Origin of the sequence: Paraburkholderia tropica, from assembly GCF_900109265.1 — a bacterium.
Classification (GTDB): Bacteria; Pseudomonadota; Gammaproteobacteria; order Burkholderiales; family Burkholderiaceae; genus Paraburkholderia; species Paraburkholderia tropica.
This window is the reverse complement of sequence record NZ_FNZM01000012.1, coordinates 22,063-48,618: the sequence shown is the minus strand read 5'-3', so window position 1 is coordinate 48,618 and position 26,556 is coordinate 22,063. Positions and strand designations below refer to the sequence as shown.

Below are 26,556 nucleotides of genomic sequence, written 5' to 3'. Positions count from 1 at the left end.
ATGCTCTTTCTGGTCTTCGAGCTGGATGGCGAACGCTACGCGCTCGACGCGCGCGAAATCGTGCGCGTGTTGCCGTTGCAGCCGGTGCGCGCGTTCGCGGGCACGCCGCCGTATATCGCGGGCGTGATCGATCACGACGGCGCGCCGGTGCCGGTCGTCGATCTGGCGAGGCTCGCGCTCGGGCGGCCGTCGCGCGCGCTGATGTCGACGCGGCTCGTGCTGGTGAACGACGGGGCGTCGGGCGTCGATACATCGGGCGGCGCTTCAGCCGACATCGATACGCCGTCGCGCTGCCTCGCGCTGCTGCTCGAAAGCGCGACGCGCACGCAGACCCTCGCCGCCGACGCCTTCGCCGAAGGCGGCATCGCCACGCCCGAGGCGCGCTGGCTCGGACCCGTGGCCAGCGACGCGCACGGTTTCGTGCAATGGGTGAAGGTCGATCAGTTGCTCGACGCGCGCGTACGCGCGCTGCTGTTCCCCGATCCGCCTTCGTGGCGGCGCGCGGCCACTGACGGGCGTGCGCCATGAAGACCGTCGATCCGCGCTTTTCCGCCTGGCTGCTCGAAGAAACCGGCATCGAAGCCGAATCGCTCGGCGCGCACGCGCTGGCGCGCGCGGTGGCGTCGCGCGCGGCGGCGATGATCGCGGCGATGCTGGCGGCCAGCGAGGGTGGCGAGGGTGGCGAGGGTGGCAACGCATCGGCGCACGGCCATGCTTCGCACCACGGCGGCCATCGCAGCGTGCATCACCACGGGCATCACAACGCCCATCACGATTCCCATCGCGCCTCGCATCACGGTCATGCTCACGCCGCGCCCGTGCAGCCGCCGGTTCCGGCGCAATGGGAAGGCGGCCTCGCGCTGCCCGACAAGGTCCGCGACGCCTACTGGACCTACCTGACGACCGCGCCCGCCGAACGCCAGGCGCTCATCGACGCGCTGGTCGTGCCCGAAACCTGGTTTTTCCGCGAGCGCGAAGCCTTCACGGCGCTCGCGCGCATCGGCGCCGAGCATCTGACGAAGCATCCGGGCGAAGTGCTGCGCGTGCTCAGCGTGCCGTGTTCGACGGGCGAGGAACCGTATTCGGCGGCGATGGCGCTGCTCGACGCCGGGCTCTCGCACGCGCAGTTCGGCATCGACGCACTCGACATCAGCGCCGCGTCGATCGAAGCCGCCGCGCGCGCCGTGTATGGCCGCAACGCGTTTCGCGGCGACGCGCTGTCGTTTCGCGAACGCTATTTTCACGCCGGGCCGGACGGCTGGCGGCTGGCCGATACGGTGCGCCGCGCCGTGCATTTCGAGCGCGCGAATCTGTTCGAGTGGCTCGCGGCGCATCCGGTGCGTTACGACTTCATCTTCTGCCGCAACGTGCTGATCTACTTCGACCGCGCCGCGCAGGACCGCGCGATCGGTCTGCTGCGCGGGCGTCTCGCCGACGGCGGCATGATCTTCGTCGGTCCCGCCGAGACCGGGCTGATGATGCGCCACGAATTCCAGTCGGCGTATATCCCGCTCGCATTCGGTTTTCGCGTGCCCGAGGCCGCGCGCGCCGATGGCGAGGCCGCCGGGCCGCAGGCGCTGGCGTCGTCGCTGGCGGTGGGCTGTCTGCCGGGCGCCAGCGTGACGGCGAACGCGCGTGCGCCGGTGGCGAGCGCGCCCGGCGCGGTGCCGCCTGCTGCGCTGCGTCCGCTGCATGCCGCGCCGCCCGCGCGCGCGGCCGGTTTCGTCGGCGTGGTGCCGGGGGCGGCGAGTGCGCCGGCGGCGGCGTTTTCCGCCCGCGCAGGCGCGCCGCTCAACGGCTTCTCGCCTGGCGTGACGCCCACGCAGAACACCGCGCCGCTCGCGCCGTTCACCGCGCTCTCGACGCGCACGCAGCCGAGCGCGCCGACGCCCGATGCCGCGCTGCGCGAAGCGCGGCGTCTCGCCGACGCGGGCGCGCTCGACGATGCGCAGCGCCTCGCGACCCAGGCCGCGCAGGCCGCGCCGCACGACGCGCCGACGTGGTATCTGCTCGGCCTGATCGCCGACGCGCAAGGTAACGGCGCGCTCGCCCAGGAACACTATCGCAAGGCGGTTTATCTGGAACCCGGTCATTACGAAGCGCTCACGCATCTCGCGGCGCTGCTCGAAGTGCAGGGCGACGCCGAGGGCGCGCGCCGCCTGATGCGCCGCGCCGAACGCGCCGCGCAGCGTGCGCCGGACCGAGGAGGCGCCGATGCGTGACGCGCATGCGATGGACGAACTGAGCGCGCCGCAGGACGTGCCGTTCGACGCCTGCTGGAAAAGCATCGGCGTGCTCGGCGACAACTCGTGTCCCAGGCTCGCCGAATACGTGCGCTGCCTCAACTGTCCCGTGTTCGAGCAGGCCGCCGCACGCATGCTCGATCGTCCGGCGCCGCGTGAGGTGCGCGATCTTCGTGATCCGCGAGACAATAATCGGCATGCCGAATTATCAGGATCGCGAAATAATCATGCGGTGCGCAGCAACGCGCGACAGACCGGTTCGCTGGTGTTTCGCGTCGGCGCGGAATGGCTCGCGCTGCCCGCGCAGGCGCTGCGCTACGTGGGCGAGTCGCGGCCCGTGCATTCGCTGCCGCACCGGCGCAGCGCGGCCGTGCTCGGCGTCGTGAACGTGCGCGGCGTGCTCACGCTCGCGGCGTCGCTGGCCGAGTTGCTGCATATCGATGCTGTCGCGACCGTTGCATCCGCCTCGGTGCGCGTGGCCACGCCGCGCCTGCTGGTGACGGAGTGGGGCGGCGAGACAACGGCGTTTCCCGTCGACGATGTGGACGGCGTCGCCTGGTTCGGCGACGACGAACTGCTGCCCGCGCCGGCCACGCTCGCGCAGGCGGCGGGCCGCCACGTGCGCGGCGTGTTCGTCTGGCGCGGCCGTTCGGTGGGCGTGCTCGAACCCGATGCGCTGTTCGGCGCGCTTGCGAGGAGTCTGCGATGAGCAGCCAGCACGGCGACCACGACGATAACGACAGCGCCGACGACCTGAGCCGGCGCTCGCTGCTCGACCTCTTTCACGAGGAAGCGCAGACGCAGACGCGCACGCTGTCCGCCGGTCTCCTCGCGCTCGAAGCGGCGCCCACGGAGGCGTCCACGCTCGAAGCCTGCATGCGCGCGACGCACTCGCTCAAGGGCGCGGCGCGCATCGTCGGGCTGCCCGAGGCGGTCGAGGTGGCGAGCGCGATGGAGGACTGTTTCGTCGCGGCCCAGCACGGCCTGCTGACGATCGGCGCGGCGCATATCGATGCACTGCTGGTCGGCATCGACATGCTGCTCGCGGCCGGTGATCCGAATGCGCCGCCGCTGGCGCGCGACGCGGTCGAGGCCTTCGTGACGCGGCTCGTGGGCGCGGCGCAGGTGCAGCCGGAGCCGCGGGCCTCGGCGCAAGCGGAAACGCCCAACGACGCGGAAGCGCTGCTGGCCGCGAGCATCGCGGCGCTGCAATCGTCGCAGCCGTCACAATCGCCACAATCGCCGCAAGCGGACGAACCGCCCGCAGCACCGCCAACGCCAGCACCGACGCCAACGCCGCCCGAAACCGCAACGCCCGGCACGCCGCACGAAAGCCACCGCATGCTGCGCGTGCGCGCGGGCACGCTCGACCGTTTGCTCGGGCTCGCGGGCGAGTCGCTGGTGGAGTCGCGCCGCATTCGTCCGTTCGCCGACGGCCTGCTGCGCGTGCGCCGCGCGCAGAGCGGCGTGCTGGCGGCGCTCGGCCAGTTCCACGAACGCCACGGCGACACGCTCGACGCCGACGCGCGCGCCTCGCTCGCCGACGTGCGTGCGGCGCTGGGCGCGCTCGAACGCCAACTCGCCGAACGTTTCGACGACCTCGACCGCATCGACCGGCGCGGCACCCAGCTCGCGCAGCGCCTCTACGACGAAGCCCTGCAATGCCGCATGCGCCCGTTCGGCGACGCGGCCCACGCCTGGCCGCGCATGGTGCGCGATCTGGCGCGTTCGCTCGGCAAGCGCGTACGTTTCGTCGTCGATGGCGAATCGACCCAGGTCGACCGCGACATCCTCGAAATGCTCGATGCGCCGCTCGGCCACCTGCTGCGCAACGCGCTCGATCACGGCATCGAAGATCCTGTCGCGCGGCTGAGGGCGGGCAAGCCCGAGGAAGCGCGCCTTACGCTCGAAGCGCGCCACAGCGCGGGCAAGCTGCTGATCGCCGTGGCCGACGACGGCGCGGGCGTCGATCTCGACGCGCTCAAACGCGCCATCGTCGCGCGCGGTCTCGCGCAGGCCGACGCCGTGGCCCTCATGTCCGAGCCGGAACTGCTCGACTTCCTGCTGCTGCCGGGCTTCACGATGCGCGAGCGCGTCACCGACGTGTCCGGGCGCGGCGTGGGTCTCGACGCCGTGCAGAATTTCGCCAAGGCCGTGCACGGCACGGTGCGCATCGAAAGCACGGCGGGGCGCGGCACGCGTTTCGTGCTGCAATTGCCGCTCACGCTTTCGGTCATGCGCAGCCTGATCGTCGATGTCGCGGGCGAGGCCTATGCGTTCCCGCTCGCGCACGTGCGGCGCGCCTTGCGCGTGCCGCGCAGCGCGATCGAAATGCTCGAAGGCCAGCAGCACATCGCCTACGAAGGGCGGCCCGTGGGCCTCGTGACCGCGCGCCAGTTGCTTGGCGCCGACGGGCGCGGCGTGCCCGCAGCGGACGCCGACGACGTGAGCGTGGTGCTGGTCGGCGACGACGCGGGCCACGAAGCCGCGCTCTACGGCGTGGCCGTCGACGCCTTCGCGGGCGAGCGCACGCTCGCCGTGCAACCGCTCGACGCGCGTCTGGGCAAGGTGCGCAACGTGGCGGCCGCGTCGCTGCTCGAAGACGGCACGGTGGCGCTGATCGTCGACGTCGAGGATATCGTCGCGTCGGTCGGTCGGCTGGTGCGCGAAGGACAGCTCGCGGGCGTCGCGCGCGGCGCGCAGACCACGGCGCGCGAACGCAAGCGCATTCTGGTCGTGGAAGATTCGTTGACCGTGCGCGAGCTGGAGCGCAAGCTGCTCGAAAAGCGCGGCTACGCCGTGACCGTGGCGGTGGACGGCATGGACGGCTGGAACACCTTGCGCACGGGCCAGTTCGATCTGGTGATCACCGACGTGGACATGCCGCGCATGGACGGCATCGAACTCGTCACGATGATCCGCAGCGATCCGCAGCAGCGCGCGGTGCCGGTGATGATCGTCTCGTACAAGGATCGCGAGGACGACCGCCGGCGCGGCCTGGACGCGGGCGCCGACTATTACCTGACCAAGGGCAGCTTCCACGACGAGGCGCTGCTCGACGCCGTGAACGATCTGATCGGAGAGGCGACCTGATGAATATCGGCATCGCGAACGACATGCCGCTGGCCGTGGAGGCGTTGCGTCACGCCATCGCCAGGCGGCCGGGGCATCGTGTGCTATGGGTGGCGCAGGACGGCGAACAGGCGGTGGACTTCTGCGCCGCGCAGCCGCCCGACGTGATCCTGATGGATCTCGTCATGCCCAGGCTCGACGGCGTGGAAGCCACGCGGCGCATCATGGCGCGCTCGCCGTGCCCCATCCTGATCGTCACGAGCAGCGTTGGCGCGAACGCCTGGCGCGTCTACGAGGCGATGGGCGCGGGTGCGCTCGACGCCGTCGACACGCCCACGCTCGCGGGCCCCGATGCGCGCCGCACGATGGATCTGCTGCTCGCGAAGATCGAACAGATCGGCCGCGTGAACGTGGTGAGCGACGTCGCGCGCACCCAGGGCGCCAGCGCGATCGCCACCGACGCGCGCACGCCGCTGGTGGCGATCGGCGCATCGGCGGGCGGCCCCACGGCGCTCGCCACCGTGCTGGGCGCGCTGCCGGCCAGCTTCAACGCCGGGATCGTGATCGTGCAGCACGTCGATCAGTCGTTCGCGGCGGGAATGGCCGACTGGCTCGACGGCCAGGCCGCGCTGAAGGTGCGCGTCGCCAAGGAAGGCGACCGGCCCACGCCCGGCGAGGCGCTGCTCGCGGCCACCAACGACCATCTGTGCATGACGGCCGCCGGCAAGCTCGCTTACACCCGCGAGCCGGCGGACACGCCGTACCGGCCTTCCGTCGACACGTTCTTTCACAGCGTGGTCGAGCACTGGCGCGGCACGGCCATCGGCGTGCTGCTGACCGGCATGGGCCGCGACGGCGCGATCGGCCTGAAGGCCATGCGTGCGAAGGGCTATTACACGATCTCGCAGGACGCCGCGACGAGCGCCGTCTACGGCATGCCGAAGGCCGCCGCCGCGCTCGATGCCGCGCGCGCGATTTTGCCGCTGCCCGTGATTGCCGCCGAACTTTGCCAACGCGTCGGACTGCCCGGCGCGGGGCGACCCGAGTAACGAGAGGAACCGGGTCGAAGCACGTACCGAGCTTCGATCCGACCCACATCATGCGACCGAAATCATGACCGAGAAGCCGAATCTGACACCCGGAGCCGAGCCCGCACTTGCCGATGGCGGCCCCGACGAGGCTTCGCTCGAACGGGCGCTGGAGGCCGTGCGCACCGCGCTCGAACAGCCGTTGCCGAACGCGGACGTGCCGATGATGGTGCTGCTCGTCGACGACCAGGCGATCGTCGCCGAGGCCGTGCGGCGCGCGCTGTCCGCCGAGCGCGAGATCGACTTCCATTACTGCGCGCATCCGGAGCAGGCCGTGCGCATGGCCGGGGAAGTGCGGCCCACGGTGATCCTGCAGGACCTCGTGATGCCGGGCACCGACGGCCTCACGCTCGTGCGCGCCTATCGCGCCAACGACGCCACGCGCGACGTGCCGATCATCGTGCTGTCGACCAAGGAAGAACCCGCGATCAAGAGCGCGGCGTTCGCGGCGGGCGCGAACGATTACCTCGTGAAGCTGCCGGACAGCATCGAACTGATCGCGCGCATCAAGTATCACTCGCGCTCCTATGTGAACATGCTCCAGCGCGACGAGGCGTACCGCGCGCTGCGCCGCTCGCAGCAGGAACTGCTGAAGGCGAATCTGGAATTGCGCCGTCTCACGCATTCGGATGGCTTGACGGGGCTGTCGAATCGCCGCTATCTCGACGAATTTCTCGGCGCGGAATGGCGTCGCGCGCAGCGCGAGAGCACCGAGATGTCGCTGCTGATGATCGACGTCGATTACTTCAAGCCTTATAACGACACCTACGGCCACGTGGCCGGCGACAACGTGCTGCGCTCGGTCGCCACGACGATCCGCCGCGAGGTGAAGCAGCCGCGCGATCTGGTGGCGCGTTTTGGCGGCGAGGAGTTCGCCGTGGTGCTGCCGGGCGCGGGCAGCGTGTTCGCGCGCATGCTCGCGGAGAAGATGCGCCGCGACGTGGCCGCGCTGCAACTGCCGCACGTCGGCTCGAAGGTGAGCGAGCATCTGACGATCAGCGTGGGCGTAGCGACGTTGACGCCGACGGTGGGCATCGCCGAAACCGCGCTGATCGAGGAAGCCGACGCCGCGCTCTATCGCGCCAAGCGAGAAGGGCGCAACCGCGTGGAGTTTTCGACGGGTGTGTCGGGGCGGAATTGATGCGTTGATGTGCGTCGTTGTGCCTTGACTGGTTGCGTCGGCAACGGTCTTAAGAAAAAAAGCCCGCTTCGAGCGGGCTTTTTCTTTTTTCAGGTTATGGCGCACTTGCGCAGCGATTTCGTGACTCGATGATCGCGCTGCCTGACAGCCAAACTGTGCGGCGCAGGCCCGGCAATATATCGGACAAGGTCGAGCAGACGGCATTCCCGCTTTAAACATAGTCCGTCCATGATCCAGGCGGCTCGCACGAATTTTTTACCGGTATTTATCGCCATTCAAAGCAGTTATTTCCGCGCTTTAAAAAGCGATTCGCATATGCCGTTCCCTGTCAATTTTGCTGGGCGCGATTTTAGATATTGGCGGTTTTACCGTAATTTAATCCAGTTCGCAAAAAATGATTTAAAGCGCGATTTAAAGCTTGAAGTAAGCAAGCTTTTGTCTATGCTCTGGATGACAGTCAATGATGTGAACAAACGATCCACGAGAGTACACCGGGAGGCACCCTCCATGAAACCGCTCACCAGCCCATCCTGATTGGCGCGGCGAGTCCTGCACGCTTGCTGTACGCGTGTTGCTCGTCCGCGGCCGCCATCCGTTCGCCTTGATCGCCGCTTGCCCGCAAAGCGCCCGTGCGCCTTGCGTTGCGTGTCTGCGCGCGCCGTCCATGACCGGCGCCCGCGCGCGCACGGCCGCGACGGCGCCGATTTGACTCGCGCATGCCATCAGTGCGGGACGGGTCTGTGCGCGCCTGCGAAACGGATATCGACGTAGTGCCGATTCACGATCTTCTAAGGGGAAAGGGCGTGAGGGAATCGAACGGTATTTGCGTGCTACGCGTTGCGCCTCGCGCAATGGGCGGCTTTGTTTCCGGCGACGTTATTGTCGCGTTGATTGTTCAGTGCGCTTCGTTGTGCGCTTCTTTGGTTATTGCGTTATGCATTTTCCTGCTGACGCCAGGCCGCGCGCAGGCGACGACCTGCACGACGGCAGGCTCGGTGGTGAATTGCACGGGCGCAGCCAATCCGCTCGCGCCGAACTATGCGAATACCACCAGCGGTATCACCGTCAACGCCGATTCCACGACCAACTTCGGCGTCCTGCTCGGCGTGGGCGGAACGGCGGTGTCGCTCACGGGCAGCAACGTCACCTTCAATAATAGCGGCACGATTGATCCTTCTCTTTTAGGCATACTGAGCATCCTGTCGAGCGGCACGGTGATCGGCAACAGCAGCGCGAGCACCATCAACGTGACCAACAACGGCACGATGAACGGCACCGCGCAGCTCGTCACCGTCAATCTGTCGAATCTCACCGGGCTGGCGCTCGCCGTGCAGAACGGCGCGGGCGGCGTGAGCAACATCGTCAATAACGGCACGATCGGTTCCAGCGCCATCGCGGGCGTGACGGTCGCGCCCGCCGATCGCGTCACCGCCGCGGTGTACGGCGGCGGTCAGGTCAACTTCACGAACAACGGCACGATCTCGGGCCGCGTGGGCTTTCAGGCGTCGACGGCGGGCAACACGTTCCGCAACACGGGCAGCGTGATCGGCAGCGTGTCGATGGGCGCGGGCAGCACCAACAACTTCTATGCGTACACGGGTTCGTCGGTGTCGGCGGGCACGGGGGCGTATGTGGGCGTGCTCGGTCTCGTCGGCGTGAATCTGGGCTTTGCGCAGGCCGGTTACGTGGATGGCGGCAGCGGCGGCAATAACACGCTGCATCTCGCGCAGGCCACGGGCGGTCCGGCGGCCGGCCAGGTCACGATGTCCAACTACATCAACTTCAACCATCTCTCGCTGGAGAGCGGGACGTGGACGCTCAACGGTCCGTCGGGCGCGCTCGACGCGACGCTCGCCAGCACCGCGACGGCCATCGTCGATAACGCCACGAGTCTCGGCACCGGCACGATCACGGCGACGGGCGGCGCGCTCGAAGCCGCGGCGGCGGGCCTGAACATCGCGAATACGATTTCGCTCGGCACGGGCGGACTCATCGCGCAAGGCAGCAATGCGTTCACGCTCTCGGGCGTGCTGTCGGGCACCGGCGCGCTGACCAAGACCGGCACCGCGGCGCTCACGCTCACGGGCGCAAACACGTATAGCGGCGGCACGAACCTGAACGGCGGCTCGCTCGTCGCGGGCAACGCGGCGGCGCTCGGCAGCGGCGCGCTCAACGTGGGCGGCGCGGCCACGCTCGATACGAGCACGGCGGGCCTCACGCTCGGCAACGCGGTCAATCTCGGCGCGAACACGCTCACGCTCGGCGGCAGCAATGCGGCGACGCTCAGCGGCGTGATCGCCGGCACGGGCGCGCTGGTGAAGAGCGGCGCGGCCACCGTGACGCTCACGGGCGTCAACACCTACACGGGCGGCACGACGATCAACGCGGGCACGCTCGCGCTCGGCACGGGCGGCAAGCTCGCGGCGACGGGCGCGGTCAATCTCGCGAGCACGGGCGCGGCGCTCGATATCAGCGGATCGGGCGCGAATCAGACGATCGGCGCGCTCTCCGGTTCGGGCAACGTCACGCTCGGCGCGCGCAGCCTCACGTTCGGCGATGCGACCGCGCAGACCTTCAGCGGCGTGATCAGCGGCACGGGCGGCGTGACCAGGCAAGGCAGCGGCACGGCGACGCTCACGGGCGTCAATACCTACACGGGCGGCACGACGATCAATGCGGGCACGCTCGCGCTCTCGGGCGCGGGCAATCTCGCGTCGGCGGGCGCGCTCACGCTGGGCGCGAGCGGCGCGAATTTCGATCTCAGCGGCGCATCGGGTGCGCGGACGGTCGGCGCGCTCTCGGGCGTGACGGGCAGCACGCTCGCGCTCGGCGCGAACACGCTGACGTTCGGCGATGCAACGAACCAGACCTTCGCGGGCGTCGTCAGCGGCACGGGCGGTCTCGTCAAACAGGGCAGCGGCACGCAGACGCTCTCGGGCGCGAACACCTACACCGGCGGCACGACGGTCAACGTGGGCAAGATCGCGCTGGGCGCGGGCGGCTCGCTGGCCTCGACGGGCGCGCTCACGCTCGCGAACGCGGGCACGGGCTTCGATATCAGCGGCGCGTCGGGTGCGCAGACGATCGGCGCGTTGTCGGGCGTGGCGGGCAGCACGCTCGCGCTCGGCACGAATGCGCTGACCTTCGGCACGACGACGAACCAGACCTTTGCGGGCGTCATCAGCGGCACGGGCGGTCTCGTCAAGCAAGGCAGCGGCACGCAGACGCTGACCGGCGCGAACACCTACACGGGCGGCACGACGATCAACGCGGGCACGCTCGCGCTCGGCGCGGGCGGCAGTCTCGCGGCGGCGGGCGGCGTGACGCTCGCGGGCGCCGGTGCGGGTTTCGATATCAGCGCGGCGAGCGGTGCGCAAACCATCGGCGCATTGAGCGGCGTGAGCGGCACGACGGTCGCGCTCGGCGCGAACGCGCTGACGTTCGGCAACGCAACGAATCAAACCTTCGCGGGCGTGATCGGCGGCACGGGCGGCGTTGTCAAGCAAGGCACCGGCACGCAGACCTTGAGCGGCGCGAACACCTACACGGGCGGCACGACCGTCAACGCGGGCACGCTCGCGCTCTCCGGCGCGGGCGCGCTGGCGGCGAACTCGGCGCTCACGCTCGCGAATGCGGGCAGCGTGTTCGACCTCGGCGCGGCGAGCGGCGCGCGCAGCATTGGCGTGCTCAACGGCGTGACGGGCAGCGCGATCAATCTCGGCGCCAATGCGCTGACGCTCGGCGGCGCGGCCAACGGCGCGTTCGCGGGCGCGATCAATGGCACGGGCGGCATCGTCAAGCAGGGTGCGGGCGTCGAAACGCTGACGGGCGCGAACACCTACACGGGCGGCACGACGGTCAACGCCGGCACACTCGCGCTCGGCGCGGGCGGCTCGCTCGCATCGACGGGCGCGGTCAATCTCGCAAATGCGGGCGCGGGCTTCGATATCAGCGCGGCGACGGGCGCGCAGACGATCGGCGCATTGAGCGGCGTGAGCGGCACGACGGTGTCGCTCGGCGCGAACGGACTCACGTTCGGCGATGCGACGAACCAGACCTTCGCGGGCACGATCTCCGGCACGGGCGGGCTGACCACGCAAGGTTCGGGCGTCGAGACGCTCAGCGGCGCGAACACCTATAGCGGCGGCACGGCGCTCAATGCGGGCGGGCTCGTGCTGGGCAACGCGTCGGCGCTCGGCTCGGGCGTGCTGACCATCGGCGGCCCGGCCTCGCTCGACAACACGAGCGCGATCACGCTCGCCAACGGCGTCGTGCTCAACGGCGCGCTCACGGTGCTCGGCTCGAACGCGCTGACGCTTGCGAGCGGCCTGAGCGGCACCGGCAGTCTGACGAAGAACGGCGCGGCCACGCTCACGCTGAACGGCGCGAACACCTTCACGGGCGGCACGGCCGTCAACGCGGGCACGCTGGCGCTCGGCGCGGGCGCGACGCTCGGCGGCAACGTCGCGCTGAACGGCGCGGGATCGACGCTCGATCTCAGCGGCGCGGGCGGCAACCAGACGCTCGGCGCGCTCTCGGGCGTGGCGGGCAGCGCGCTGGCGCTCGGCGCGAACACGCTGAGCTTCGGCGACGCGACGAACCAGAGTTTCGCGGGCGTGATCAGCGGCACGGGCGGGCTGGTGAAGAACGGCGCGGGCGTCGAAACGCTCAGCGGCGCGAACACGTACAGCGGCGGCACGACGCTGAACGCGGGCGGCATCGTCGTCGGCAACAATGCGGCGCTCGGCACGGGCGCGGTCACGGTGGCCGGACCCGCTTCGCTCGACAGCAGCGCGGCGAGCACGCTCGCCAACGCCTTCACGCTCGGCAACTCGCTGACCGTGGGCGGCTCGAACGCGCTCACGCTGAACGGCGTGCTGTCGGGCGCGGGCGGCCTGACGAAGAACGGCGCGGCCACGCTGACACTTGGCGGCGCGAACACGTACACGGGCGGCACGACGATCAACGCGGGCACGCTCGCGCTCGGCGCGGGCGGCGCGCTGGCGTCGACGGGCGCGGTGAGTCTGGCCGGAACCGGCGCGGGGCTCGATATCAGCGGCGCGTCGGCGGCACAGACCCTCGGCGCGTTGAGCGGCGTCGCGGGCAGCAGCGTAACGCTCGGCGCGAACGCGCTGACCTTCGGCGATGCGAGCGATCAGACTTTCGCGGGCGCGATCGGAGGCACGGGCGGCATCGTCAAGCAGGGCAGCGGCACGCAGACGCTCACGGGCGCGAATACGTATACGGGCGGCACGACGATCGACGCGGGCACGCTCGCGCTCGGCGCGGGCGGCTCGCTCGCGTCGACGGGCGCGGTCAATCTCGCCGGAACCGGCGCGGGCTTCGATATCAGCGGGGCGTCGGGCGCGCAGACCATCGGCGCATTGAGCGGCGTGGGCGGCACGACGGTGACGCTGGGCGCGAATGCGCTGACCTTCGGCGACGCGACCAATCAGACCTTCGCGGGCGCGATCGGCGGCTCGGGCGGTCTCGTCAAGAACGGCACGGGCACGGAAACGCTCACGGGCGCGAACACCTATAGCGGCGGCACGACGCTGAACGCGGGCGGACTCGTCGTCGGCAACGACTCGGCGCTCGGCACGGGCGCGGTCACGGTGAACGGCGCCGCGACGCTCGACGGCAGCACGGCCACGACGCTCGCCAACGACTTCATCCTGAACAGCGGCCTCACGGTGGTCGGCAGCAACGACGTCACGCTCAACGGCGTGCTCGCGGGCACCGGCGGCCTGACCAAGAACGGCCTCGCCACGCTCACGCTGAACGGCGCGAACACTTACACCGGCGGCACCAACATCAACGCGGGCACGCTCGCGCTCGGCGCGAACGCGAGCCTGGCGTCGACGGGCATCGTCGATGTGGCGACCGGCGCGACCTTCGATCTGTCGGCGGGCAACGGCCAGCAGCAGTTCGGCACGCTGATCGGCGGCGGCACGGTGCTGCTCGGCGGCAATTCGCTGACGCTCGGCAGCGACGTGGACGGCACCTTCAGCGGCTCGATCGGCGGCACGGGCGGCCTGCTGAAAATCGGCAGCGGCACGGAGACGCTGACGGGCGCGAACACCTTCACGGGCGGCACGACCATCGATGCGGGCACGCTCGCGCTCGGCCTCGGCGGCTCGCTGGCCGCGACGGGCGCGGTCGATCTCGCCAACGCGGGCACGGGCTTCGATATCAGCGCGGCGGCCGCGAACCAGACGATCGGCGGCTTGAGCGGCGTCGGCGGCAGCACGGTCACGCTGGGCGGCAACACGCTGACGTTCGGCGATGCGGGCAACGAGACCTTCGGCGGCACGCTCGGCGGCACCGGCGGCATCGTCAAGCAAGGCAGCGGCACGGAAACGCTGACGGGCGCGAATACCTACACGGGCGGCACGACGATCGACGCGGGCACGCTGGCGCTGGGCGCGGGTGGATCGCTGGCGTCGACGGGATCGGTGGCGCTCGCGGGCGCCGGAGCGGGCTTCGACATCAGCGGCGCGACGGGCGCGCAGACGATCGGCGCATTGAGTGGCGTCGATGGTACGACGGTCTCGCTCGGCGCGAATTCGCTGATCTTCGGCGATGCGAGCGACCAGACGCTGGCAAGCGCGATCACGGGGACGGGCGGCATCGTCAAGCAGGGCAGCGGCACGGAAACGCTCACCGGCACGAACACCTACACGGGCACCACGACAATCAACGACGGCACGCTGGCGCTTTCAGGGAGCGGCACGTTGTCTGCATCGAGCGACGTTACGTTGGCAAATGCAGGGACGTCGCTTGATGTAAGCGGCTCGACCATTGCGCCGACCATCGGCGCGTTGAACGGCGTGAGCGGCTCGACGGTTGCGCTGGGCGGCAATACGCTGACGCTCGGTAGTGCGAACGACGGCACATTTGCGGGCAGCATCGGCGGCACGGGCGGGATCGTCAAGAGCGGCACGGATACGGAAACGCTGACTGGCGCGAACACGTACACCGGCGGCACGACGATCAACTCGGGCACGCTCGCGCTCGGCGCGGGTGGATCGCTGGCGTCGACGGGATCGGTGGCGCTCGCGGGCGCAGGCGCGGGCTTCGATATCAGCGGTGCGACGGGCGCGCAGACGATCGGCGCATTGAGTGGCGTCGATGGCACGACGGTCTCGCTCGGCGGCAATTCGCTGATCTTCGGCGATGCGAGCGACCAGACGCTGGCGAGCGCGATCACGGGGACGGGTGGCATCGTCAAACAGGGTTCCGGCACGGAAACGCTCACCGGCACGAACACCTACACGGGCGCGACGACCATCAACGACGGCACGCTGGCGCTTTCAGGGAGCGGCACGTTGTCTGCATCGAGCGACGTTACGCTGGCGAATGCAGGGACGTCGCTCGACGTGAGCGGCGCGACCGTTGCGCCGACCATCGGCGCGTTGAATGGCGTGAGCGGTTCGACCGTTGCGTTGGGCGGCAACACGCTGACGCTCGGCAGCGCGAACGACGGCACGTTTGCGGGCAGCATCGGCGGCACGGGCGGCATCGTCAAGAGCGGTACGGATACGGAAACGCTCACCGGCGCGAACACGTACACGGGCGGCACGACGATCAACTCGGGCACGCTCGCGCTCGGCGCGGGCGGATCGCTGGCCTCGACCGGCGCTGTCAATCTCGCGAACGCAGGCGCGGGCTTCGATATCAGCGGCGCGACGGGCGCGCAGACCGTCGGCGCGTTGTCGGGCGCGACGGGCAGCACGGTGAATCTCGGCGCGAATTCGCTGACGTTCGGCGACGCGAGCAATCAAACCGTCGGCAGCACGATCGAAGGGACGGGCGGCATCGTCAAGCAAGGCAGCGGCACGGAAACGCTCACGGGCGCGAATACGTTTAGCGGCGGCACGACGCTGAATGCGGGCGGACTCGTCGTCGGCAACGACGCCGCGCTCGGCACAGGCGCGGTGACCGTGAACGGCGCCTCGACGCTCGACAGCACCGCGCCGGTCACGCTCGGCAACGACATCACGCTCAACGACGGCCTCACGGTGCTCGGCAGCAACGACCTCACGCTGAACGGCGTATTGAGCGGCACGGGCGGATTGACGAAAGACGGCGCGGCCACGCTCACGCTGAACGGCACGAACACCTACACGGGCGGCACGACGGTCAACGCGGGCACGCTCGCGCTCGGCGCGAACGCGAGCCTCGCGTCGACGGGTATCGTCGATGTGGCGGACGGCGCGACCTTCGACCTCTCCGCGGGCAACGGGCAGCAGCAATTCGGCACGCTGGTCGGCGGCGGCACCGTGAATCTCGGCTCGAACGATCTCACGCTCGGCAGCGCGACCGATGGCACCTACACCGGCGGCATCGCGGGCACGGGCGGCGTGACGAAAATCGGCAGCGGCACGGAAACGCTCACGGGCGCGAACACCTACACGGGCGGCACGACGATCGATGCGGGCACGCTCGCCATCGGTGCGGGCGGCTCGCTCGCCTCGACGGGCGCGGTCACGCTGGCCAACGCGGGAACGGGCTTCGATATCAGCGGCGCGTCGGCGGCGCAGACCATCGGCGCGTTGAGCGGCGTCGCGGGCAGCAGCGTGACGCTCGGCGGCAATACGCTGACCTTCGGCGACACGACCGACCAGACGTTCGGCGGCACGATCGACGGCACGGGCGGCATCGTCAAGCAAGGCAGCGGCACGGAAACGCTGACGGGCGCGAACACCTACACGGGCGGCACGACCGTCGACGCGGGCACGCTCGCACTCGGCGCGGGCGGCTCGCTGGCCTCGACCGGCGCGGTCAATCTCGCGAACAGCGGCGCGGGCTTCGACATCAGCGGGGCGTCGGGCGCGCAGACCATCGGCGCGTTGAGCGGCGTGGGCGGCACGACGGTGTCGCTGGGTGCGAATTCGCTGACCTTCGGCGACGCGAGCGATCAGACCGTCGGCAGCACGATCTCGGGGACGGGCGGCATCGTCAAGCAAGGCAGTGGCTCCGAAACGCTGACGGGCGCGAACACGTATAGCGGCGGCACGACGCTGAACGCGGGCGGCCTCGTCGTCGGCAACGATGCGGCGCTCGGCACAGGCGCGGTGACGGTGAACGGCGCCTCGACGCTCGACAGCACCGCGCCGGTCACGCTCGGCAACGACATCACGTTGAACAACGGCCTCACGGTGCTCGGCAGCAACGACCTTACGCTGAACGGCGCGCTGAGCGGCACGGGCGGTCTGACCAAGGACGGCGCGGCCACGCTCACGCTGAACGGCGCGAACACCTACACGGGCGGCACGACGATCAACGCGGGCACGCTCGCGCTCGGCGCGAATGCGAGCCTGGCTGCGAGCGGTATCGTCGATGTGGCGAACGGCGCGACCTTCGACCTCTCCGCGGGCAACGGGCAGCAGCAGTTCGGCACGCTGGTCGGCGGCGGCACGATCAACCTCGGCGCGAACACGCTGACGCTCGGCGACGCCACCGACGGCACCTTCACGGGCGGCATCGCGGGCACGGGCGGTGGCATCGTCAAGCAGGGCAGCGGCACCGAAACGCTCACCGGCACGAGCACTTACACGGGCGCGACGACCATCAGCGACGGCACGCTCGCGCTCGCGGGTGGCGGCACGCTCTCGGACTCGACCAACGTGAATCTCGCGAACGCGGGCACGAGCTTCGACATCAGCGGCAGCGATTCCACGGCCACGCCGACGGTCGGCTCGCTCTCGGGCGTCGGCGGCACGAGCGTCACGCTCGGCGGCAATACGCTCACGCTCGGCGGCGGTTCGGACGGCAGTTACGGCGGCACGATCTCGGGCACGGGCGGCATCGTCAAGGCCGGCGCGGGCACGCAGACGCTCACCGGCGCGAACACCTACAGCGGCGGCACGACGCTCGAAGGCGGCACGCTCGTGGCGGGCAACGACGCGGCGCTCGGCACCGGCACGCTGACGGTCGCCGCGCCCGCGACGCTCGACGCCTCGACGGCGGTCACGCTCGCCAACGCGGTCGCGCTCAACGACACGCTGACGATCGGCGGCAGCGCCGACACCGTGCTGTCCGGCGTGGTCTCCGGCACGGGCGCGGTCGTGAAGAACGGCGCGGCCGATCTCACGCTGACGGGCGCGAACACCTATAGCGGCGGCACGACGCTCAACGACGGCACGCTCACGGTCGGCTCGAACACGGCGCTGGGCACCGGCGGACTGACCGTGAACGGCGGCACGCTCGCGCTCGGCACGACCGGCGGCGCGCCGCTCGACGTGACGGTGGGCTCGCTCGACGGCGCTTCAGGTTCGAGCGTCTCGCTCGGCAATTCGAGCCTCACTGTGAACGGCGGCGGCAGCTATGCGGGCTCGCTCACGGGCACGGGCTCGGTGACAAAGTCGGGCAGCGGCACGCTTACGCTCGGCGGCACCAGCACCTATAGCGGCCCGACCACGGTCTCGGGCGGCACGCTCGACGTAAGCGGCTCGACCGCCAATTCGACGGCCACCGTGCAGAACGGCGCGACGCTCACGGGCACCGGCACCGTCGGCGGCCTGATCGTGCAGAGCGGCGGTACCGCGGCGGCGCTCACGCCGGGCCAGAGCCTGAACGTGGCGGGCAACGTGACCTTCGAATCGGGATCGAACTACCAGGTCGCGGCCACGCCGACCCAGGCGGGCAAGATCGCGGCGACGGGCACGGCGACGCTCAACGGCGGCGCGGTCAGCGTGCTCGCGGGCCAGGGCGCCTGGTCGCCGCAGACGCAGTATCCGATCCTCACGGCGGCGGGCGGCGTGAGCGGCGCGTTCCAGAGCGTCAGTTCGAACCTCGCGTTCCTCACGCCGTCGCTGAGCTATACGCCGAACACCGTCAACCTGACGCTCACGCGCAACGACCAGCCGTTCACGTCGGTGGCGGTGACGCCGAACCAGAGCAGCGTGGCGACGGCGGTGGCCTCGCTCTCGACGACGGGCCCGCTGTATCAGTCGATCCTCGCGACCGATGCCGCCACGGCGCGCCAGGCCTACAACATGATCGACGGCCAGTTGATCTCGGATGCGAAGACGGTGTTCCTGCTCGATACGCGCTATCTGCGCGACGCGGTCACGGACCGCCTGCGTCAGGGTCTCGCGCCGACCGACGGGCCGCTTGGGGCGCTGTCGTCGGGACCGGCGCTGTGCGATTCGCGTCTCTCGCAAGGCGCAATGTCGGGCGACAGCGTGCACGGTGGTTCGCAGGGCGCGTGCGCGAACAGCACGCCGTATCAGCCGGTGGTCTGGGCGCAGGGCTACGGCGCGGATAGCCGGCTGGCGGGCGACGCCAATGCCGCGGGCCTCGACCGCACCACGGCCGGTTTCATCGGCGGTGCGGATATGGCGCTGAACGACCAGTGGCGTGTGGGCGTGGCGGGCGGCTTTGCGCACAGCTCGCTGGAGAACGGGCTGAACTCGTCGGCATCGGTCGATACGTATCACGTGGCGATGTACGGCGGCGCGCAGTACGGGCCGATCGGCGTGCGGCTCGGCGCGGCGTACACCTGGAACGATGCGAGCGAGGATCGCTATCCGGCCTTCACGGGCTTCTCCGATCACGACAGCGCGAACTACGACGCGAAGGCCGCGCAGGTGTTCGGCGAAGTGGGCTACGCGGTGCCGTTCGATCGCTTCGCGGTCGAACCGTTCGCCGGGCTGGCGTATGTGAATCTGCATAGCGACGGCTTTTCGGAGAACGGCGGTCAGAGCGCGCTGCGGGCTCAGGGCGATACGGAGAATATCGGCTTCTCGACCCTGGGTCTGCGAGTGGCGACGCGGCTCGGCGAACTGCCGCTCGCGAGCGTGAGCGCGCATGCGATGGCGGGCTGGCGGCATGCGTTCGGCAATACGCAACCGACTTCGACGCTGGCGTTTATCGATGGCGGGTCGGCGTTCTCGGTGGCCGGTGTGCCGATCGCGCGGGATACGGCGGTGGTCGAATTGGGCCTGGATGCGAGCGTCGCGAAGAATCTGACGCTGGGCGTCGCGTATAGCGGGCAGTATGGCGGCGGCTCGCATGACAATGCGATTTCCGGGCGCCTGGCGTGGCGGTTTTGAAGTTATTTGCGAGTTCGCCAGAGCCTGTTTTTGGCGGACGGGCGAGCGCTTCGGTTGGCGCTCGTCCTACCATGGCTCGATGCGAAGATGCGGCCATTCGCGCTTCCAGCGTGCGGTTTTTTCGGCGTAGACCGCCGGGATCGGCAGAGCGCGATTGGGCTTTAGCGTGCCTTCGAATAGCGACGTCAGGCCGAAGGGGCAATGGACTTCGAATTGCCGATTGTTCTGGTGGCGGATTCCGATTGCGACCGTTGCACAGGGGAATCGATCTATGCCGTCGGAGGCTTGTGCGACCGGGCCGAACGGGATGCCGAATTTGTTTTCATACCATAACGGCACGCGGGCCTGGTTGCGGATCTGGACTTCTACGGGAACATCGGAGAACAGTTTTTTCGCCTTGCAGATGACTTCGTTTTCCGCGTCCCATGACGTGTCGCGGTCGTAGTAGAACAAGTCGTAGTCGCGAATGCCCGCGTGAATCTCTCGCTCGCACGTGAAGTTCCAGACGGTCTGCGCAATGCAGCCCGCAGTGAGCCACCAGTCGTCGACGCCAAGATCGCCCGCGCGATTCAGAATGAGCGTGTTCCAGGGGTTCTTTTGGATCACCTCGATGAGGTCGAGTTTTTTAACGGCGTTCATGGGTTCTCGCGCTGCTGCGGTGGCGTTGTCGTCGACAACGAGTAGTGAAGAATAATTCGGGCATTACAAAAGCGCGCGTTGTGCGACTTCCAGATCGCGCATGCTTGAGCAACCCATTCGCATAATCGAACAACACCATTTTCGTTCAATCGACAGCGCCGCACAGAACGCGGACAATGCATCGTGTCCAGCGCGCGTGAGTCGACGATGCATCACAACGACCTGCTCTTTATTTCGCGGCATCTTTCGCCAGCCGAAGTGTGTGCACAACTGCTTGCTTTAAGCGTTGTCGAATATAGCCGCGCGCCGGGCTTGAGCGTCGTGCTGACGCTAAACGGCACAGAAGGCCAACTCGCCGACACAGGCAGAGGCATGCGACTCACGCCGGATCTGGGCGATACGATTTCCCACGCCGAGCGAGCGCTGACCAGCTTCTATCCGTGTCTGTCGTCGAACGAGCACGACAACGCCATACTCCAGGAACTGATCTGGGGCGACCACGGCTCACTCGGTCCTTCGCTTGCCAACTTCGCCTGCCCGGCGCTGAGATTCACCAGTCGACGAGAAGGCGAGGTCTGGTCGCAAAGCTTCAGATACGGTCAGCCATCCGGCCCGGCCGCGTTGCTGGGCGCGACGAATACGACCGGCACGACCATCGATTTCACCACCGAAACCGCAATCGACGCTACCGAAGTCGCGGCGCTCGTCGCCCGATTGCGCAAGCGCATCCCTGAACTTCAGATCACGATTCACACGCGCTAAAAGCCATCGCGCACGCATGCGAGAAAGCACGCCGCCTCACAACGGCAGCGGCCGGTCCTGAAAAATGCTCTTCATGACGAGCGTGGAGGTGAGGCGCAGCACGCAGGGCAGCGGCAGCAGACGCCGGTCGTAGAGCGTCTGGAACGCCTTCAGGTCGCGCGTGACCACGTGCAGCATGTAGTCGGGCTCGCCGAACAGGCGTTCGGCGCGCGTGATCTCCGGAATGTCGATGAGCGCGTCCTCGAAGGAATGCACGTTCTCGCTGCTGCCCTCGCGCAAGGTGGCGAAGACGATGGCCGAAAAATTCAGCCCGACTGTGGCGGGGTCGATGGTGGCGCGATAGCCGCTGATGACCTCGGCGCTCTCGAGCGCGCGCAGCCGGCGCTGGCACGGCGACAGGCTCAGGCCCACGCGTTCGCTGAGTTCCGTGATTGAAAGTCGTCCATCTTGCTGAATCTCGGCAAGAATCTTGCGGTCAATGGCATCCATGTGAGAAATATTAGCGCCTGAGGACGCCGACTGGCAAGAAATAGGGAGCACATTCCGGTGCGCAAACCGTAAGATTTGCGCCCTCGGGCGGTGGCGCCCGTCTTACCGGAAGTACAGCAGTGGAAGTGAGCATGTTGACGGCGTTCTGGATCGTTTCGTTCTCCCTCGTCATGGTGCCGGGCGCCGACTGGGCCTACGCGATTTCGGCGGGTTTGCGCGGCAGCGTGATCGCGCCGGCCGTCGGCGGCATGTTGCTGGGCTATCTCGCGATCACGCTGGTGGTCGCGGCCGGTGTCGGCGCGCTGGTCACGAGCGTGCCCGCGCTGCTTTCGGTGCTGACGGTGGTCGGCGGCGCTTATTTGCTGTGGCTCGGCGTACGCACGGTGATGCATCCGGCCGAACTCTCGGCGGGCCAGGAAGACGGTCCGAAAACGGGACGGCAGAGCCGCTGGGGCTGGTCGATGCGCGGTTTCGCGATCAGCGGCCTCAATCCGAAGGCGATTCTGCTGTTCGTCGCGCTCCTGCCGCAGTTCACGCGCCGCGACGCCGGCTGGTCGGTGTCCGCGCAGATCGTCGCGCTGGGCGTGCTGCATATGATCAATTGCGCGTCCGTCTATTCGGTGGTCGGGTTCGGCTCGAAGGCCGTGCTCGGCACGCGGCCCGCCGCGGCGCGCCGCGTCAGCCAGTTGTCGGGCGTGGCGATGATCCTCGTCGCCGTGCTGCTGTTCGCGGAGCAGGTGTTCGCCTTTACGCGCTGAATCTGCGTTGAATCTGCGCTGAATCCACGCGGTTTCTTCCTGTTTCCCCGTCCTCGTCCCTGCCTTTCTCGCGCCCGCCCGGAATAAATCGCCGGGCCGCCTGTTAGTCCATTATCTCCATCCACGCAGGCCGACGATCATGGTTTCCCAAGGGCCGCCCGACGAGCGGCCGGTGTCCGAGGCCGATATTCAGGCCTACACTGACGGCTCGCTGGCCGGCGAGCACGCCGCGCGCGTGCGGCGTTATCTGGCACGGCGGCCCGGCGAATGGCATCGGATCCTGTTCTATCGGCGTCTCAATGCGCAGATGCGCCGCTCGTTTCACGCGGCCGCAGCGTCGCATCCGGCCTTGGCGAGCACGCAGTCCGGCACGCAGTCCGGCATGCCGGCGCGGCGCGCCGGGTTTGGTCTGCGCGCGGTCTGGCGCCGCCGCGCCGCCGCGCTCGCGCTGGTGTGTGCGATGCTCGCGGCGGGCGCGGCCTGGCTGGCGCTGACCGAACCGGACGACCACACGCTGAACAACGCGGCCGTCATGGCGCTGATGGAAGCGGCTCCGGCCGCGTCAATCGGCGCCGATCACGCCCATGAAGGCGCAAGTGTCGATAACATCTATCACGTCGATGCAGCCGCCGACGCCGCGCCGTTCGATCTGGCCTCGGCGGGCTTGCGGCTCGTGTCGGCGGGCAAGATGGAGCTGGGTCCGTTTGCGCGCGCCGCGCGCTACGTCTACGAAAATGGCGACGGCGAACCGGTCGTGCTGCTGGGCGCGCGCGCCTGGTTCGCGGCCGACGCGCCGCAGTGGAGCGCGCGCCGCGTGGGTGCGCTGCGTCTGCTCGGCTGGACGTCGCACGGCACGCGCTGGGTGCTCGCGGGCAATGCCGCGACGCACGGTCTGATGCGCGCCGCCGACGTCGCCACGCAGCAGGGCGCCTCGCGTCGCGAGCGCCGCACGCACGAATAAAGAGGGCAGAGAAGGATGCAACATGGACATCCGTGACGAACTGATCGATCACGTGCCGCGCCTGAGGCGCTATGCGCGCGCGCTGATCAACAACCGCGAGCTCGCCGACGATCTCGTGCAGGACACGCTCGAACGCGCAATCGCGCGCACCGAGCTGTTCCGAGCGGGCACCGACCTGCGCGCGTGGCTGTTCACGATCATGCACAACATCTTCGTGAATCAGGTGCGCAAGTCGGCGGCGCGCGGCACGCATGTCTCCGTCGACGACGACAGCGTACCCGAAACCGACTACGCCGTGCCCGCGACCCAGACCGGCGCGCTCGAAGTGCGCGATCTCGACTTCGCGTTGCAGCGGCTGCCGGTCGAACAGCGTGAAGTGGTGCTGCTGGTGGGCCTCGAAGAAATGAGTTATGCCGATGTGGCGCTGGCGCTGGACGTCCCCATCGGCACGGTGATGTCGCGGCTGTCGCGCGGACGCGAGCGCCTGCGTGCGCTCATGGCCGGCGCGGTGCCGCGCGCGAATCTGAAGGTGGTGCGATGAGCGAGCAACAAATTCCCGTGACCGAAGACGAAATCCACGCCTACGTGGACGGCACGCTCTCGGAAGCGCGCCGCGCCGACGTCGAGCGCGAGCTCGAACGCAATCCCGACCTCGCCGCGCGTGTCGGCGACTTCTTTTCGCTGAACAGCCTGCTGCATGAGCGCTTCGACAGCCTGCTCAGCGAGCCGGTGCCCGCGCGTCTGCGCGCGGCGAGCGAAGCGCCTGCCGCGCGCGTGGACGCGACCAGAACGCTGAACCCAACGCTGAAAGCGCCCGTGCGCGCGGCCGCCAACTGGCCGAAGTACGCGGGCATGGCGGCCGCGCTGGTGCTGGGCGTGGGGATCGGCTGGGGCACGCATTACGGCGCGGCGTTCATGCCGGGTACTGCCGGTCGCGGCGATCAGCAGACGGCGAGCGCCGACACGACGATGAGCTTCGTCCACGAAGCCGCGCTCGCCCATGTGGTCTACATGCCCGAAGTCGGGCGTCCGGACACCATGAGCAGCCATCAGGAGCAGGACTTCGTGCAATGGCTCGCGAACCGGCTCGGCACCGACGTGCATCCGCCCATGCTCGCGAAAAGCGGTTTCGAGCTGGCGGGCGGCCGTTTGCTGCCCGGTCCCGACGGTGAAGTCGCGCAGTTCATGTATCACAACGCGCAGGGCGAACGCGTGACGCTGTGCATCTCGCACCGCAAGACCAGCAGCAACACCACGGCGTTCAAGCTCTACGAGGACGGCCCCGTGAGCGTGTTCTACTGGATCGACGGCGACTTCGGCTATGCGCTGTCCGGCGGCATCGACCACAAGGTGATGCTGCAACTCGCGCACGACGTCTATTCGCAACTGACGCCGCATTGAAGCTCTATTGACGCGGTATTCATGACGTAGCGGTGCGGATTGCCCGCACCGTTCTTGCCGCGTCATGGTTCGCATGCGAACGCCGACGCCCCGCTCATCGAGAGCGGGGCGTCGGCGTTGCACGGTGTCGAACAGCGTCTTCTCTGCGCTCAGCTACCCTGATAGATATTGCAGAAGCTCGCCGGGCCGACGCACATTTGCGGCGCGCCCGACTCGCTCGTGCCGGGCATCGGCATGCCCATGCCGCTTTGCGCGACGGGATCGGCCGCGGTCTGCGCGACACGCGGCGGCTGCTGATGTTGCTGTGCGGCCACTTGCTGCGCGAACACGGGACTCACGTCCGGGTACGACGCATCGGTCACGAAACGCGAGCCGTTGTTTTCGGCTTCGATCAACTGCTGGCGCACTTCGGCGCGCGTGAGGCCTTGTGCCGAGGCTTGCGTGACGGCACCCACGGAGGCAAGTGCGATGAAGGTGGCGAACATGGCGTGGCGAATGGACATTTCGAACTCCTGATAATGTGAGGTTGGTGCGTGACCGGAATCGATCGTGCTGGATTCATGTCGGCCTGCATGGAGATGAACGCATGGCGCGCCGTGCTATTCCGTTCGCGTGTGTATCTTCGTGTAGCGATGTAAGCGGGGCGGTCGGCAAACTCGGCGGAACGCGCCTCGGAGTTTGGGCGGGACATCGGCGCAATATGACGGTTTTGTGTCTTTGAGCGCGTGCAAGCTTGCCCGCGAAAGCACCCGTGTGGCATGCTTGCGGCGATCAAACGGCCACACGACCATGGATCTCGCTTCGTCCATTGCAACTTATGGCGCCGACATGTCGGGCCTGATATGCGGATTCCGCTTCACGCCTGGCCAGCCGGGCCAGCCCGTCAGCGGCGAGGAAGTGCTGCGCGGGCTTCAGCATGCGCGCGCCCTGGCCGCCGAGGCCGCCGAAGCGGCGCTTGCTGCCGCCGCGCGCCAGAATGCGGATCTCGCCACGCCGGATTGCGCGCCTGTGCAGCCCGAGCCCAGTCCGGCCGACGACGGCGCCTTCTACTGGCTGCACTTCAATCTCGCGCATGCCGCGAGCGCCTCGTGGATGCGCTCGCATCTGGATTTGCCCGACGGCTTTTTCGAAATGCTCGTCGAAGGCTCGCATTCCACGCGTATCGAACACATGGACGGCGCGCTGTTCGCGGTCGTCAACGACGTGATGTTCGATTTCGAGCTGACGCCTTCGCAGATCGCCACGCTCTGGTCCTATACGCACGAACGCCTGCTGGTGACGGCGCGCATGAAGCCGCTGCGCTCGATCGACCGTTTGCGCGGCGACGTGCGCAATGGCGAGACGTTCCGCTCGCCCGCCGAACTGCTGATTCATCTGATGCGCGATCAGGCCGACCTGATGGTGGAAATCGTGCGCCGCACGAGCATCGACGTGGATCGCGCCGAAGATCAGTTCCTCGCCTCGCGCCGCTCGAAAAGCCGCCACGAACTGGCCGCCATGCGCCGTATCCTCGTACGATTGCAGCGCATGCTCGCGCCCGAACCCGGCTCGATCTTCCGTCTGCTCGCGCGTCCGCCGCGCTGGCTGCAATCGCCCGACGTGCAGGATCTGCGCGAGGCGACCGAAGAATTCTCGCTCGTGCTCGGCGACATGGCGGGGCTGGTCGAGCGCATCAAGCTCCTGCAGGAAGAGATCGCCGCGCGTCTCGAAGAGCAGAACAACCGCACGCTCTTCACGCTCACGCTGGTGACCGTGCTCGCCTTGCCGATCAATATCGTCGCGGGTTTTTTCGGCATGAACGTGGGCGGCATTCCGCTCGCCGAGAACCGGCACGGCTTCTGGCTGATGGTGCTGGTGGTGGCGAGCTTCACGGCGCTGCTCGGCTGGTGGGTGTTCCGCCGCCGCGGCGACAGCTAGGCGCGCGTGCCATAACGCGCACGCGC

17 protein-coding genes are annotated in these 26,556 nt (G+C 68.6%); 14 read left to right on the top strand and 3 right to left on the bottom strand.

From position 1 onward, the window contains the following. From BMY06_RS20695 to BMY06_RS20665, 8 genes are all read left to right on the top strand, one after another. Positions 1-528 carry a chemotaxis protein CheW gene (locus BMY06_RS20695; protein ID WP_065063514.1) on the top strand — a complete coding sequence of 176 codons (528 nt, stop codon included), beginning with the start codon at positions 1-3 and terminating at the stop codon, positions 526-528. Beyond that, positions 525-2,222, top strand: a complete 1,698-nt coding sequence (locus BMY06_RS40205) for a CheR family methyltransferase (RefSeq protein ID WP_074984903.1) — start codon at positions 525-527, stop codon at positions 2,220-2,222. Before BMY06_RS20695 ends, BMY06_RS40205 begins: the two co-directional genes overlap by 4 nt. Next, a complete protein-coding gene (locus tag BMY06_RS20685; RefSeq protein WP_244144316.1) occupies positions 2,215-2,952 on the top strand; it encodes a chemotaxis protein CheW in 738 nt (245 codons plus the stop codon). The genes BMY06_RS40205 and BMY06_RS20685 overlap by 8 nt, the downstream gene beginning before the upstream one ends. Continuing rightward, positions 2,949-5,336: a hybrid sensor histidine kinase/response regulator gene (locus BMY06_RS20680; protein ID WP_074984901.1), complete on the top strand. Its 2,388-nt coding sequence runs from the start codon at positions 2,949-2,951 to the stop codon at positions 5,334-5,336. Before BMY06_RS20685 ends, BMY06_RS20680 begins: the two co-directional genes overlap by 4 nt. Then, entirely contained in the window at positions 5,336-6,364 is a 1,029-nt protein-coding gene (cheB, locus tag BMY06_RS20675; RefSeq protein ID WP_074984900.1) for a chemotaxis response regulator protein-glutamate methylesterase, read from the top strand. The genes BMY06_RS20680 and cheB overlap by 1 nt, the downstream gene beginning before the upstream one ends. A gap of 64 nt (positions 6,365-6,428) precedes the next feature. Continuing rightward, positions 6,429-7,544 carry a diguanylate cyclase gene (locus tag BMY06_RS20670; RefSeq protein WP_080180480.1) on the top strand — a complete coding sequence of 372 codons (1,116 nt, stop codon included), beginning with the start codon at positions 6,429-6,431 and terminating at the stop codon, positions 7,542-7,544. Positions 7,545-7,772: 228 nt separating this feature from the next. Beyond that, the gene (locus tag BMY06_RS38815) at positions 7,773-8,078 is read left to right on the top strand and encodes a hypothetical protein (RefSeq protein ID WP_124263338.1); all 306 of its coding nucleotides are present in this window, start codon (positions 7,773-7,775) and stop codon (positions 8,076-8,078) included. Between the two features lie 386 nt (positions 8,079-8,464). Then, positions 8,465-19,603 (top strand): autotransporter-associated beta strand repeat-containing protein, encoded by an 11,139-nt coding sequence (locus BMY06_RS20665; protein WP_161495568.1) that lies wholly within the window; start codon positions 8,465-8,467, stop codon positions 19,601-19,603. 66 nt (positions 19,604-19,669) lie between these two features. On the opposite strand, the gene BMY06_RS20660 is transcribed toward BMY06_RS20665, so the two are convergent. Beyond that, complete coding sequence (locus tag BMY06_RS20660; RefSeq protein ID WP_074984898.1) at positions 19,670-20,242, bottom strand: nucleotidyltransferase family protein; 573 nt, start codon at positions 20,240-20,242, stop codon at positions 19,670-19,672. Between the two features lie 207 nt (positions 20,243-20,449). Between BMY06_RS20660 and BMY06_RS20655 the strand changes: the two genes are divergently transcribed. Then, positions 20,450-21,004 carry a hypothetical protein gene (locus BMY06_RS20655; protein ID WP_074984896.1) on the top strand — a complete coding sequence of 185 codons (555 nt, stop codon included), beginning with the start codon at positions 20,450-20,452 and terminating at the stop codon, positions 21,002-21,004. Positions 21,005-21,040: 36 nt separating this feature from the next. Here the strand turns inward: BMY06_RS20655 and BMY06_RS20650 are convergent, their stop codons facing one another. Beyond that, the gene (locus tag BMY06_RS20650) at positions 21,041-21,493 is read right to left on the bottom strand and encodes an Lrp/AsnC family transcriptional regulator (protein WP_074984894.1); all 453 of its coding nucleotides are present in this window, start codon (positions 21,491-21,493) and stop codon (positions 21,041-21,043) included. A 131-nt stretch (positions 21,494-21,624) separates the two neighbouring features. Here BMY06_RS20650 and BMY06_RS20645 point away from each other — a divergent pair, with 131 nt between their 5' ends. From BMY06_RS20645 to BMY06_RS20630, 4 genes are all read left to right on the top strand, one after another. Continuing rightward, the gene (locus tag BMY06_RS20645; RefSeq protein ID WP_065063585.1) at positions 21,625-22,251 is read left to right on the top strand and encodes a LysE family translocator; all 627 of its coding nucleotides are present in this window, start codon (positions 21,625-21,627) and stop codon (positions 22,249-22,251) included. Positions 22,252-22,390: 139 nt separating this feature from the next. Beyond that, a complete protein-coding gene (locus tag BMY06_RS20640) occupies positions 22,391-23,212 on the top strand; it encodes an anti-sigma factor (RefSeq protein WP_065063532.1) in 822 nt (273 codons plus the stop codon). Positions 23,213-23,234: 22 nt separating this feature from the next. Further along, positions 23,235-23,753, top strand: a complete 519-nt coding sequence (locus BMY06_RS20635; protein ID WP_065063534.1) for a sigma-70 family RNA polymerase sigma factor — start codon at positions 23,235-23,237, stop codon at positions 23,751-23,753. After that, positions 23,750-24,613 (top strand): anti-sigma factor family protein, encoded by an 864-nt coding sequence (locus BMY06_RS20630; RefSeq protein WP_074984892.1) that lies wholly within the window; start codon positions 23,750-23,752, stop codon positions 24,611-24,613. Before BMY06_RS20635 ends, BMY06_RS20630 begins: the two co-directional genes overlap by 4 nt. A gap of 149 nt (positions 24,614-24,762) precedes the next feature. Here BMY06_RS20630 and BMY06_RS20625 read toward each other — a convergent pair whose 3' ends face one another. Further along, positions 24,763-25,116, bottom strand: a complete 354-nt coding sequence (locus tag BMY06_RS20625) for a DUF4148 domain-containing protein (protein ID WP_065063538.1) — start codon at positions 25,114-25,116, stop codon at positions 24,763-24,765. A gap of 286 nt (positions 25,117-25,402) precedes the next feature. Between BMY06_RS20625 and BMY06_RS20620 the strand changes: the two genes are divergently transcribed. Further along, on the top strand, positions 25,403-26,530 hold the full coding sequence (locus BMY06_RS20620; protein ID WP_065063540.1) for a transporter: 1,128 nt from the start codon (positions 25,403-25,405) through the stop codon (positions 26,528-26,530). The last annotated feature ends 26 nt before the right edge of the window (positions 26,531-26,556 follow it).